This is a genomic window from Streptomyces sp. NPDC001415 (assembly GCF_053597395.1).
Genome location: NZ_JBSFIE010000004.1, coordinates 260,274 through 273,536, shown reverse-complemented (window position 1 = coordinate 273,536; position 13,263 = coordinate 260,274). Strand labels below are relative to the sequence as shown.

8 protein-coding genes are annotated in these 13,263 nt (G+C 70.1%); 4 read left to right on the top strand and 4 right to left on the bottom strand.

Annotated elements, in window-relative coordinates; genetic code table 11:
* Nucleotides 1–32: 32 nt before the first annotated feature.
* The 3 genes from ACWC2B_RS07420 to ACWC2B_RS07410 form a co-directional block, all read right to left on the bottom strand.
* Nucleotides 33–767 (bottom strand): SDR family oxidoreductase, encoded by a 735-nt coding sequence (locus ACWC2B_RS07420; RefSeq protein ID WP_450715480.1) that lies wholly within the window; start codon nucleotides 765–767, stop codon nucleotides 33–35.
* Between the two features lie 65 nt (nucleotides 768–832).
* Nucleotides 833–2,173 carry a sugar phosphate nucleotidyltransferase gene (locus ACWC2B_RS07415; protein ID WP_450715479.1) on the bottom strand — a complete coding sequence of 447 codons (1,341 nt, stop codon included), beginning with the start codon at nucleotides 2,171–2,173 and terminating at the stop codon, nucleotides 833–835.
* 199 nt (nucleotides 2,174–2,372) lie between these two features.
* Nucleotides 2,373–3,497 carry a polyprenyl synthetase family protein gene (locus ACWC2B_RS07410; RefSeq protein ID WP_450715478.1) on the bottom strand — a complete coding sequence of 375 codons (1,125 nt, stop codon included), beginning with the start codon at nucleotides 3,495–3,497 and terminating at the stop codon, nucleotides 2,373–2,375.
* Nucleotides 3,498–3,775: 278 nt separating this feature from the next.
* Between ACWC2B_RS07410 and qcrB the strand changes: the two genes are divergently transcribed.
* The 3 genes from qcrB to ACWC2B_RS07395 all read left to right on the top strand — a co-directional run bounded on the left by qcrB (nucleotide 3,776) and on the right by ACWC2B_RS07395 (nucleotide 8,689).
* A complete protein-coding gene (qcrB, locus tag ACWC2B_RS07405; RefSeq protein ID WP_450715477.1) occupies nucleotides 3,776–5,419 on the top strand; it encodes a cytochrome bc1 complex cytochrome b subunit in 1,644 nt (547 codons plus the stop codon).
* A gap of 319 nt (nucleotides 5,420–5,738) precedes the next feature.
* On the top strand, nucleotides 5,739–6,410 hold the full coding sequence (locus tag ACWC2B_RS07400; RefSeq protein WP_450715476.1) for a DUF6445 family protein: 672 nt from the start codon (nucleotides 5,739–5,741) through the stop codon (nucleotides 6,408–6,410).
* Nucleotides 6,411–6,625: 215 nt separating this feature from the next.
* Nucleotides 6,626–8,689: a phosphocholine-specific phospholipase C gene (locus ACWC2B_RS07395; protein WP_450715475.1), complete on the top strand. Its 2,064-nt coding sequence runs from the start codon at nucleotides 6,626–6,628 to the stop codon at nucleotides 8,687–8,689.
* Between the two features lie 65 nt (nucleotides 8,690–8,754).
* Here the strand turns inward: ACWC2B_RS07395 and metG are convergent, their stop codons facing one another.
* On the bottom strand, nucleotides 8,755–10,479 hold the full coding sequence (gene metG / locus ACWC2B_RS07390; RefSeq protein ID WP_450715474.1) for a methionine--tRNA ligase: 1,725 nt from the start codon (nucleotides 10,477–10,479) through the stop codon (nucleotides 8,755–8,757).
* Nucleotides 10,480–10,997: 518 nt separating this feature from the next.
* On the opposite strand from metG, the gene ACWC2B_RS07385 reads away from it, so the two are divergent.
* Nucleotides 10,998–13,235 carry a glycosyl hydrolase gene (locus ACWC2B_RS07385; protein WP_450715473.1) on the top strand — a complete coding sequence of 746 codons (2,238 nt, stop codon included), beginning with the start codon at nucleotides 10,998–11,000 and terminating at the stop codon, nucleotides 13,233–13,235.
* Nucleotides 13,236–13,263: the final 28 nt, after the last annotated feature.

The window sequence follows — 13,263 nt, the reverse complement described above, 5'->3', positions numbered from 1 at the left end:
CCTGGTCTGATGACTCGACGTCAAGCGGATGGTCAAGCAATGGCCCGGTCGGCGACCGGATCGGATAACTGGTGGACACCGGCCTCATAGGCCGGCTCGTCGGAGCGCAGCCGGGCGAAGAGCGGCTCCCATGCGGCGGGCGCGCTGCCGGGCTCGCTGCGCATCTCGAAGGTGACCCCGCGCGCGGAGGGGCAGTACAGGGCCTGGACACAGGCCTCGGCGACGTCCCGGCGCGAGACGTAGCCGTCCCTGCGGTCACCCTGTTCGAGGGTGATGCGGGAGTCCCCGTCCAGATCGGTCAGCCAGCTGGGCCGCACGACCGTGTAGGGCAGGCCCGATACACGCACCGCGTCCTCGCCGGCGAGCCGCCAGTCCAGCATCCGGCCGTACGCGTTCATCGGGTGGTCCCTGCGCGTCACATAACGCTGGCTGACCAGCACGAACTGCGGAAGCACGGCCCCGCCGCGGGCCGCGGCCAGAGCGTTGCGGACCCCGGTGTGCAAGGTGGACTCGGGACTGTCCGGGCCGGCTGGATCTGTGCCGGGCTCCACCGTGTAGACGATCGCGGAGCAGCCGCGCAGCGGAATGCGCAGCGTCTCCGGTTCGCGTACGTCACCGAGGAAGAACTGGGCCCGCTCGGGCAGTTCCCGGCCGCGCTCGGTGCTGCGGCCGACGACCCGCACCGCCTCGCCGCGGTCGAGGAGCCGTTGCGTTACGAGCCGGCCTACCCGGCCGGTACCGCCTATCACTGCGATCGGACTGTTCACGGAAGTCTCCTGAAAGAGCGTCAGATCCGTTGATCGGTCAGGGAGTTGAGACCCGGATTGCCGGGTCAGACCCATTGCAGGATGTCGTCCGAGCTGGTGAGCTGCGTCCCGGCGGGCAGCCCCGAGACGGCCGGCACGCGCAGCCTGGGGTAGACGCTCACCCCCGACAGGCGGGTACCGGGCCACAGATGGGCGCCGTCGCCGAGAGCCGAGTGGTCGTCCAGGCGGACCGGGCTGCGCCGCTCGGAGTGCACATGCGCCATCGGCCCGATGTAGGAGTCGCTGATCTGGGCGTACGCCCCGACCACCGCGGCATCCCCCAGCGCGGAGCGGTTCAGGTGGACGCCCTCGTGCACATCGACGCCGTCGCCGATGTCGGTGTACTGGAGGTGGACGCCCGCCCCGATCTCGGCGTGGCGGCCGATGCGCACCCCGGGGCCGATGACGACACTGCCGTCGGCGATCTTCTGGGCGAGGGTGGTTCCGGTGACGTTGTCCTTGGTGCGCAGACTGGACTCGTGGATCCAGTACCGCGGCTCCGTGCTGAGCGGGCTCTCCATCGCCCGGTTCATCTGCGGGTACTGGCCGGTCAACACCTCTCCCAGGGTGGCGAGATAGTCCCCGATGCTGCCGAGGTCGCCGAGCCGGTCGATCGGCTCGACGGCGACCGGAAGGTCGTGGCCGACCAGCCACGGCAGCAAGTCGCCGCCCCAGTCCAGGCGTTGCTGGGCGAGCCGGATCAACTCCGGGTTGCGGGCGGCCAGTCGGAGCCTGCCGCAGTCGATCAGGTACATGCCCGCGCTGGTCGCGATGGTGCGGGCCTCGGGGGTGGCGAGCGCCTCGGGGAAGAGGTGCTCGATGAGCTGGAGCCGGGGCTTCTCGACGAAGCCGGAGATGAGCCCCTGGTCGGTGGTGCGCATCACGCCGTACTTGTTGGCGGTCTCCTGCGGGGTGCGGGTGACGGCCGCGACGGTGACGAGCGCGTCGGCCGCGGTGTGGGTGGTGAGCAGCCGGTCGAGCGAGAAGTCGAACAGCGAGTCGACCGGCATGACGAGCGCGGGCCCGGTGAGGTCCCACTGCTCCAGATTGTGCAAAGTGGCCGCGCCCGAGCCGACGTTGTACTGGTCGAACCGGGACCGCGAGTAGTTGATCTCGACGCCGTACCGCTCGCCGTGACCGAGTACGAGCTTGATCTGGCTCCGGTTCTCCATGCCCTGGGCCACCACGTAGAAGCGTCGGATGCCCTGCTCGCGGCAGGCCTCGACGATCCACTCGATGAGCGGCCGGCCGGCGAACGGTATGAGCGCCTTGCTGCGGATGTAGTCGGCGGACTGCAGGGTGATGGGCTTCGCCCGTTCCCCCCTGCCGCCCGCCAGGATGATTCCGGCGGTGCTGTCGTCCCCCATCGTGTCCTGCCTCCTCGGCTGACTTTGCGACCCAACAAATTCAACATAGCCAGTCATCTTGAGTCAAGTAACAAGTAAACATGGCTGGTTGGGGACGGTGTGAGGGAGCCTTACAGCCGCTGGAGAACGGTGCTGAAGGGGCACGCGTGAGGGCTGTGACGGGTGGTCACAGCCCTCGATCGGATTCGGCCCCGATGGCTCAGCCCAGCCGGTTCCCGGCGGTGGCCGTCGCCGCGCCCGCCTCCGGACCCGCCTGCGGCCCCCTCTTCGGACCCGTCTCCGGACCCGGCAGGGCGGCCAGCGCCCGGGCCACGAACTCGGCCAGCAGATCACGCCCTTCGCCGGGCGGCAGCGCGTCGAGCGCGGCGACGGCCGCGTCCGCGTGCCCGGCGGCCAGCGCGAGCGACTCGTCGATCGCCCCCGCCGCCCGCAGGATCGAGGCCAGCACGGCCAGCGCCTCGGCCGGATCCGTACGCCCCGAGAGGCAGTCCTCGATCTCACGCCGGGTGGGCCTGTCGGCATCGCGGTGGGCGAGGATGACCGGCAGCACGGGCCGCCCGTTCCTGACGTCGCTCGTCGGCGCCTTGCCCGCGCTGTCGGCGTCGCCGGTGTAGGCCAGCAGATCGTCGTGGACCTGGAAGGCGACGCCGAGGTGGTTCGCGTACGAGACCAGCGAGGCGAGTTCGGCCGGGCCGGCGCCGCCCAGAATCCCGCCGACCTCGCACGCCGCACGGAACAGCGCCGCCGTCTTCAGGCGGACCATCTCCAGATACGGGCCCACCTCGAACACCCGGCACCCGGTGAGCCGCGCCTCCAGGCTCTGGCCCCGGCACAGGTCCGTCCCGGCCCGCGAGATGGCGGCGACCGCGGTCACCACCCGGTCGGCCGGAACACCCCGCTCGCGGCACTCCGCAAGGCACTCGAAGAGCGAGAAGAAGAGCAGGTCACCCGCGACGATGGCCTCGCCGGCCCCGTACTTGCGATGAGCCGCGGGACGGCCGCGGCGCACCGCGTCCGCGTCGATGATGTCGTCGTGGATCAGGCTGCCGACATGCCCGAACTCCGCGGCCACCGCCGCCGGAAGCACGCTCACCGGATCGCCGCCGACCGCCTGCGCGCTCGCGAGCAGCAGACAGGGCCTGAACAGCTTCCCGGCCGGCAGCAGCGAGTGCCGGCACACCTCGTCGAGACCGCCCGCCCCGGCCGGCCAGCGTGCGTCGAGCTCACGCACCACCACGTCGCGCAGCCTGAAGCCCGCCGAAAATGCTTCCGCTGCCGCGCGAGACGCTTCGACGGCCGTGCGCGACGCTTCGATTTCGGTCATGTGCCGAGTCCCGTCTGTTGAGCGAACCCCCGAAGACCGCGGTACGGCATTCTCGCGGACGGCCGCCGCAATCAGCGGGAATGGCCGCCCGGACACCGCCTGCGGCGGCCGGGGCCGGGCACCGCCGCACGAACCGAACGCACCACCCCCGGCGAACGTGCCGCGCCCCACCCGAATGCGGCCACCACCTGACTGCCGATCACATTCCTTTACCGCAGGCGCTGTTGGCCGCCGCCTGCTCCCGTGCCTACCCTGGTATCCGCCTGAGGGGGAGACGCATGAGCGGACGCATCGAGCGCACCCGATCCAACGGACGGCCGCCCGAGACCGGCAAGGGCGAACGGCTGGCGGACTGGGCGGACGGCCGCCTCGGCATCCACACCCTGGCCAAGGCCAACATGCGCAAGATCTTCCCGGACCACTGGTCGTTCATGTTCGGCGAGATCTGCCTCTACAGCTTCCTCATCCTCATCCTGACCGGCATCTGGCTGACCCTGTTCTTCGAGCCGAGCGGCGTCGAAGTCGTCTACCACGGCTCGTACGCGCCCCTGAACGGCGTCCGCGTGACGCGGGCGTACGAATCCGCCGTGAACATCAGCCTCGACGTGCGGGGCGGGCTGCTCATCCGGCAGATCCACCACTGGGCGGCGATCGTCTTCGTCGCTGGACTCATGGTGCACATGATGCGGGTGTTCTTCACCGGCGCGTTCCGCAAACCGCGCGAGGTGAACTGGCTGTTCGGCTGGACCATCCTCATGCTGGCCCTTCTCACCGGGCTCACCGGCTACTCGCTCCCCGACGACATGCTCTCCGGCACCGGCATCCGCTTCGCCCAGGGCGCGATCCTGTCCATCCCGGTGATCGGAACGTACCTCTCGTTCTTCCTCTTCGGCGGCGAGTTCCCCGGCCACGACATCATCTCGCGGCTCTACCCGATCCATGTCCTGCTGCTGCCCGGCATCATGCTCGGCCTGGTCGTGGTCCATCTGATCCTGGTCTTCCACCACAAGCACACCCAGTTCGCCGGGCCCGGACGGAACGAGAGGAACGTGGTGGGAGCGCCCTTCCTGCCCGTCTACATGGCGAAGGCGGGTGGCTTCTTCTTCCTGGTGTTCGGGGTGCTCGCGGTGATGGGCGCGGTCGCCACCATCAACCCGCTGTGGGCGATCGGACCCTACCGGCCCGACCTCGTGTCCACCGGAGCCCAGCCCGACTTCTACCTCGGCTTCTCCGAGGGGCTGATCCGCGTCATGCCCGGCTGGGAGATCAACGCCTGGGGCCACACCCTCCAACTCGGCGTCTTCATCCCCTTCATGCTCTTCCCGCTGATCATGACGGCGATCGCGGTCTACCCGTTCATCGAGGCGTGGATCACCGGGGACAGAGGAGAGCACCACATCGCGGACCGGCCACGGAACGCACCCGTGCGCACCGGCCTCGGCGTCGCCTGGCTGACGCTGTACGGGGTGCTGCTCATTGGCGGCGGCAACGACCTGTGGGCCACCCACTTCCAGGTGTCGATCAACGCGATCACCTGGTTCGTACGCATCGCGGTCTTCGTCGGCCCGGTCATCGCCTTCGTCGTCACCAAGCGGATCTGCCAGGGCCTCCAGCGCCGCGACCGCGACAAAGCCCTGCACGGCCGCGAGTCGGGGATCGTCAAACGCCTGCCGCACGGGGAGTACGTGGAGGTCCACGACCCGCTCACCCAGGCCGAGTTGTACACGCTCACGGCGCACGAACAGCCCAGGCCCTACGAGCTCGGCCCGACCGTCGACGCCAACGGCGTGGTGCGCAAAGTGCGCCGCTCCGACCGGCTGCGGGCCCGCCTGGCGAAGGCCATGTACGGCCCCGGCAGCCAGATCCCCAAGCCGACGGCCGAGGAGTACCTGGAGCTCAACCGGGGGGACGGGCACCACTGAGGGCGGGGGAGCGCGTCTGTCGGGGTGCCACCCGACCGTGCCTGTCGGGGTGCGACCCGACCCCGGTGAACCTCCCCGCCGGCCCGTTCCGCGGCCCCGGCCGAGCCCGTCGGCCGAACGGCGGTCCCCTGGCGAAACACGGAGTGAACCGTTACCCGGTCATGACCTTTCCTTGGCTTTCCTCTTCCCTGTGTGCATTCATCCGCCGGACATTTGCGAGCCGACGCGCAAATCCCACCCACGTCAATTCCCTTGTATTGGCGAAAGGTTGCCCCTTTGATGGCGGAGTCGCAGGTGACCCGCCAGTATGGTCGGCCGCATGCCCAACAACCGTCCGGTGCTCCCGGTTCTTCCCTATCGCAAGCCCAAACTCGGCCGGGACTACTGGGTGTTGGACGATGTGCTGCCCAATATCGACGAGGTCAGGGCACGTTGTGTGGCCAAGGACGACTGGGTCGAGGGATACCCGCACAAGCCCGAGTCCTGGCCGGGCCTGCGCACCATGCCCGGCCTCGCACCCGCCGAGCTCGCCAGGGTGGAACGCCTGGTGAAGCAGAACACCGGGGCCAAGGAACTGTGGCAGGCCACCGCCCCCGGCGGGGCGACCCTCAACCACAACTGCATCCAGGTCGTCGGCGCCGGCGAGAGCGAGCCGCGACCGCACACCGATTCGCGGGCGCTGTGCCGCTATGCGGCGGTGCTCTACCTCAACCCCAAGGCGCCCAAGGACTGCGGCACCAGCTTCTTCCGGCAGAGCCTGCCCGGCGGCGTTCTCGGCGGCAACATGGTCACGGCCCCGCACAACAATCTCGTAGAGGCGCTCGGTACGCGCTTCGTGCCGCCGGACTCCTTCACCGAGGACGTCCGGGTCGCGCACCGCTACAACCGGCTGCTGCTCTACACCGCCAACACCATGCACAGCGCGACCGGCTACTGCGGCAGCACCATCGACGACAAGCGGATGACCGCGGTCTTCTTCTGGATGGCATAGGCATCGCATAGGCACGGCATAGGCGGCGAGCACAGGAACCCCACAACTCTGTGGAACCCCACAACTCTGTGGTGCGGGCCGCCATATGGGGTTTCTGTTCGTTTCCCGTACCGCGGAACGTCACAGTGATGACATGGGGTCTTTCGCGGCCATGGGTGTTCTTGATACACCCCTCTCGCCCCCCTGTTCCCTCACGCTTGCAGAGGCCCTCACTCATGGCTGAACTCAACCGGCGCCGGTTCATGCAGCTCGCGGGCGGCACCGCCGCCTTCGCCGCGCTGTCCCAGAGCATCGCGCGGGCCGCGTCCATCCCGGCCGCGGGCAGCACCGGCACCATCCAGGACGTCGAGCACATCGTCGTCCTGATGCAGGAGAACCGTTCCTTCGACCACTACTTCGGTTCCCTGAAGGGCGTCCGCGGCTTCGGCGACCCTCGGCCCGTCACGCTGCCCAGCGGCAAGTCGGTGTTCCACCAGGTCGGCGGCGGCAAGGAGGTGCTGCCGTTCCGGCCCAAGGCGGACAAGCTCGGCCTCCAGTTCATCCAGGACCTGAACCACGACTGGGCCGGCAGCCACAAGGCGTTCAACAACGGCAAGTACGACCAGTGGGTCCCCGCCAAGACGTCCACGACGATGGCATACCTCACCCGCGAGGACATCCCGTTCCACTACGCGCTCGCCGACACCTTCACCATCTGCGACGCCTACCACTGCTCGTTCATCGGATCCACCGACCCGAACCGCTACTACATGTGGACCGGCTACACAGGGAACGACAACACCGGTGGCGGCCCCGTCCTGGGCAACGACGAGAAGGGGTATGGCTGGACCACATACCCCGAGCGCCTGGAGCAGGCGGGCGTCTCCTGGAAGATCTACCAGGACGCCGGCGACGGCCTGGACGCGGCCGGCGGCTGGGGCTGGATCAGCGACGCCTACCGGGGCAACTACGGCGACAACTCGCTGCTCTACTTCAACAACTACCGCAACGCCAAGCCCGGCGACCCCCTGTACGACAAGGCGCGTACCGGCACCAACGCGAAGAACGGCGACGGCTTCTTCGACATCCTCAAGGCCGACGTCAAGGCCGGCACCCTGCCCAAGGTGTCCTGGATCGCCGCCCCCGAAGCCTTCACCGAGCACCCCAACTGGCCCGCCAACTACGGGGCTTGGTACATCTCGCAGGTCCTGGACGCGCTCACCTCCAACCCGGCGGTGTGGGCCAAGACCGCGCTGTTCATCACGTACGACGAGAACGACGGCTTCTTCGACCACGTGATCCCGCCCTTCGTGCCCTCCGGCGCCGCCCAGGGCCTGTCCACGGTCGCGACCGCCCCCGACTACTTCCCGGGCAACATCAGTTACGCGGCCGGGCCGTACGGACTCGGCCAGCGTGTGCCGATGCTCGTCGTGTCGCCCTGGAGCACGGGCGGCTACACCTGCTCCGAGACCTTCGACCACACCTCGATCATCCGGTTCATGGAGCGCCGCTTCGGCGTGCGCGAGCCGAACATCTCGCCCTGGCGGCGCGCGATCTGCGGCGACCTGACCTCGGCGTTCGACTTCAGCCGCACCAACTCCTCGGCCCCGTCGCTGCCTTCGACGACCGCGTACATCCCGCCGGACCACAACAGGCACCCCGACTTCGTGCCGGTCCCGCCCGCCACCGGCACGCTCCCCAGGCAGGAGGCGGGGTCCAGGCCCACCCGTCCGCTGCCGTACGCGCCGTTCGTGGACGGGTCGGCGAACGTGAGCACCGGCAAGTACTCGCTCACGTTCGGCGGCGGCGCCTCGGCCGGCGCGCAGTTCCTCGTGACGTCGGCGAACCGTACGGACGGCCCGTGGACCTACACCACGGAGGCGGGCAAGACGATCTCCGACGCGTGGAACACGGCCTATTCGAGCGGGGCCACCAACCTGAGCGTGTTCGGGCCCAACGGCTTCCTGCGCACGTTCAAGAGCCCCGGCAAGACCGCCGGACCCGAGGTCACCGCCCGCCACAACGCGGGCACCGGCAACCTCGACCTCACCCTGACCAACGCGGGCAGGACCACGGTCCACCTCAAGGTCGCGAACGCGAGCGTCTACGGCGGGGCGACCCAGACCTTCACCGTGGCCGCGGGCGCCACCGTCAAGTTCACGGTCGACCTGCGCTCCAGCAAGAGCTGGTACGACGTGTCGGTCACCTCCGACGCGGACGCCACGTTCCTGCGCCGGTTCGCCGGACACGTCGAGACCGGCGCGACGGGCGTGAGCGACCCGGCGCTGCTCACGGCCTGACCCCGTCCCGGCACACGACTGAGGGGCCCCGCCCGACCGGGCAGGGCCCCTCACAGCAGTACGGATCAGACCTCGTCCGCACCGCCGAAGCGCTCGCGGTAGGACTCCAGGTCCTCCTCCGTGATCTTCGCGAAGAGCACCGGCGGCACCGTGAAGGCCGTACCGGCGGGAACCGTGTCCAGGACCCTGGCCTGCTCGGACGTCACCCAGGTGGCGTTGTCGTCGCGGAGCGCGAACGCGGAGCGCATCGCCTTCGCCGAGGACGGGATGAACGGCTCGGACACCACCGAGTACAGGTGGATCAGGTTCATCGCCGTACGCAGCGTGAGGGCGGCGGCCTCAGGATCGGTCTTGATCTCCAGCCAGGGCGCCTTCTCCTCCAGGTAGGAGTTGCCCGCCGACCACAGCGCGCGCAGCGAAGCGGCCGCCTTGCGGAACTGGAGCGCCTCCATGTGACCCTCGTACTCGGCGAGCAGCCCGGCGATCTCCTCGCCCAGCTTCGCCTCGGCGGCGCCGGCAGCGGCGCCCGCCGGGACGTCGTCGCCGAAGCGCTTGCGCGAGAACGACAGGACGCGGTTCACGAAGTTGCCGAGCGTGTCCGCCAGGTCCTTGTTGACCGTCGCCGTGAAGTGCTCCCAGGTGAACGACGTGTCGTCGGACTCCGGGGCGTTCGCCATCATGAAGTAGCGCCAGTAGTCGGCGGGCAGGATCTCCAGCGCGTCGTGCGTGAAGACGCCGCGGCGCTGCGAGGTGGAGAACTTGCCGCCGTAGTAGTTGAGCCAGTTGAAGGCCTTGACGTAGTCGACCTTCTTCCACGGCTCGCGCACACCCAGCTCGGTCGCCGGGAACATCACGGTGTGGAAGGGGACGTTGTCCTTGCCCATGAACTCGGTGTAGCGGACGTCGGCCGCGCCCTCGGGCTCGTACCACCACGACTTCCAGTCGCGGTTCGCCGGGTCGAGGTCGGCCCACTCCTTCGTCGCGCCGATGTACTCGATCGGGGCGTCGAACCAGACGTAGAAGACCTTGCCCTCGGCGGCCAGCTCCGGCCACGTGTCGGCCGGGACGGGCACGCCCCACTCCAGGTCACGGGTGATCGAGCGGTCGTGCAGGCCCTCGGTCAGCCACTTGCGGGCGATCGACGACGCGAGCTGCGGCCACTCCCCGCCGACCCGGTCGATCCACTCCTCGACCTCGCCCTGGAGCTTGGACTGGAGCAGGAAGAGGTGCCGGGTCTCGCGGACCTCCAGGTCGCTGCTGCCGCTGATCGCGGAGCGGGCCTCCAGGAGGTCGGTCGGGTCCAGGACGCGGGTGCAGTTCTCGCACTGGTCGCCGCGCGCCTTGTCGTAGCCGCAGTGCGGGCACGTGCCGACGATGTAGCGGTCCGGCAGGAAGCGGTCGTCGGCGATCGAGAAGACCTGGCGGATCGCCCGCTCCTCGATGAACCCGTTCTCCTTCAGCTTCCGCGCGAAGTGCTGTGTGATCTCCACGTTCTGCTGCGAGGAGCTGCGGCCGAAGTAGTCGAAGGCCAGGTGGAAACCGTCGTAGATCGCCTTCTGGGTGTCGTGCGACTGCGCGCAGAACTCGGCGACCGAGAGCCCGGCCTCCTTGGCCGCCAGCTCGGCGGGCGTGCCGTGCTCGTCGGTGGCGCAGATGTACAGGACGTCGTGGCCGCGCTGGCGCAGGTAACGGGAGTAGACGTCCGCGGGGAGCATCGACCCGACCATGTTGCCCAGGTGCTTGATTCCGTTGATGTACGGCAGCGCGCTGGTGATCAGGTGTCGAGACATCCTCGGATGCTCCTTATGTTCGTGCGTGCGGCACCGCGGCGCGGCCGCGGCGAACCCAGGTAGGGAGGCCCAGCGCGGAGGATCACACCAGGTGACACCCCCGCCCGTCGGGCAGAGCCATGCTATCGAACCGGCCGGACGCTTCTCGCCGCAGTTTCCGGGCCCGGGCGCCGCCGGCGCGGCGGCGGTCCGGCTGTCCCCGTCGTGGAGGCCCGCCGCCGCGCGCGGCCCTCGCCGGACGCCCGTCTCCCGGGCGAGGCAGAGATCCCAGGACCGGTGGCGCTCGGGGACGAGCCACCGGAGCCGACCGGAGTACGCGCGCCAGGGACCGGCGCTCCAGTTTGGCGTGAACCCGACAGGTGAGGGTGCTCAACTGCTGGTGCCAAAGCGGCAGTTGATGAAAACTCTCTCCCCGATGGGCTGCCGCATCACCAGGAGTGCGCGCAAGCCGTCGGAAGCGATCGGCCAGCTCTTCCACTTGACGCGCTCCGGCCCGCCGGACGCGGAAGGAGCCAACCATGCGCGCATGGAGATCGAGCCGGGCACGGGTCACCGCCACCCTGGCCCTCGCGATCGCCGGACTCTTGGCGCCCGGGGCCCACGCGGCCGGTGCCGGGATCCAGGAGGACGACGAGGACGGCGGGCCCGCCGCGCCCGCCGAGTACAGCTACGTGCAGAAGGCCATCCCCGGGCAGTCGCTGCCCCGGCACGCCTACGACACCGCGGCGTCACAGGCGGCCGCGCTGCCCGCAACCCCCGGCACCTGGCAGTCCGCCGGGCCCACCAACATCGGAGGCCGGGTCGTCTCCCTCGCCCTGGACCCGGGCCGGCCCGACACCGTGTACGCGGCGGCCGCGAGCGGCGGCCTGTGGCGCTCGGCCGACGCCGGCCGGACCTTCGAACCGGTCTGGCCCGCCCAGCAGACCCAGGCCATGGGAGCGGTCGCCGCCGCCCCGGACGGCACCCTCTTCGCCGGCACCGGCGAACCCAACCCCGGCGGCGGCAGCATCACCTACGAAGGCACCGGCATCTACCGCTCCACCGACCACGGCCGCAGCTGGCAGCGGGCCGGGCTGCGCGACTCCGGGGCGATCGGCGCCCTCGACGTGGACCCGCGCCGGCCGCGCCGCGTCCTCGCCGCCGCCACCGGCTCGCTCTACAACGCGGGCGGCGACCGGGGCGTCTACCTCTCCGACGACTCGGGCTCCTCCTGGCGGCGGGTCCTGGACGTGCCGAACGGCTTCACCGGCGCCGTCGACGTGCGGCGCGACCCCGCGAACCCGGAGCGCGTGTACGCAGTCCTGTGGGACCACCGCCGCGAACCGGACAAACGCGCCTACGGCGGGACCGGCTCCGGCGTCTACCGCTCCGACGACGGCGGAGCCCACTGGCGGCGGCTCGGCGGCGGACTGCCCACCGCCGACACGGGCCGCACAGGCCTCGGCATCTCCCGCTCGGAGCCCGGCCGCCTGTACGCCATGGTCGGCGCCACCGACGGCGGCTTCGGCGGCCTGTTCACCTCCGCCGACGGCGGCGACACCTGGACCCGGCTGCCCGACAACCCGGCCCTCGCCGACTCACAGTCCAGCTACTCCTGGTGGTTCGGCAAGGTATGGGTCGACCCGGCCGACGCCCGCCACGTACACGTGGCCGGAGTCGCCCTCATGACCACCAAGGACGGCGGCACCACCTGGACCGCCGAGGAAACCGCCGTCCACGCCGACCAGCACGCGATGATCTGGGACCCGAAACACCCCGGCCGCGTCTACCTCGGCAACGACGGCGGCGTCTACCGCTCCGACGCACGCGGCGACGGCGGCTGGACGAAAGCCGCGTACCAGCCGTGGACCCAGCTCTACACCGTGGCCGCCACCCCGCAGGACACCAGCCGGATATCCGGCGGCGCCCAGGACAACGGCTCCATCCGGTCCTGGGGCGGCCCCCGGTTCAACGAGTACCTCGGCGGCGACGGACTGCAGAACCTCATCGACCCGACCGACAAGAACAAGGTGTACGCCTGCTACCAGTACGGGAGTTGCTTCCGCTCGACCGACGGCGGGACCACCCTGACCGAGTACACCGACTCGACCACCGCCGACCGCCGCAACTGGCTGACCCCCGTCCAGTTCGACCCGGTCGCCCCCGACGTCCTCTACTACGGCGGCAACCGGCTCAACCGCTCCACCGACGGCGGCGCCACCTGGAAGCCCATCAGCCCCGACCTCACCGGCGGCCCCGGGCGCGACACCTACCCGTACGGCACCATCACCACCGTCGCCGCCGCCCGCGACGGGCACACCGTGTGGGCGGGCACCGACGACGGCCGGGTATGGGTCACCAGGGACCTCGGCGGACACTGGACCCAGGTCCTCGCCGGGCAGCCCTGGGTGACCCGGATCGCCGTCGACCCCGCCGACCCGGCGACGGCGTACGTCTCGCTGTCCGGCTACCGCGCCGGCTCCCCGCAGCCCCATCTGCTGCGCACCAAGGACGCGGGCGCGAGCTGGAGCGACCTGTCGGGCAACCTGCCGCAGGCGCCGGTCAACGACGTGGTCCTGGGCGCCGGAGGCGTGCTGTACGCCGCCACCGACCAGGGCGTGTTCGTCGGCGCCGTGCTCGACGGTCGAGCCCGCTGGCTGCGCCTCGGCGGCGGCCTGCCGCTGGTCCCGGTCGACGACCTCTCCTACGACCACACCAACCACCGCCTGGTCGCGGCGACGTTCGGCCGCGGCTTCTACACCTTCCGCACACCGTAAGAGCCTGTGTCCGACACCGCTCCGGACC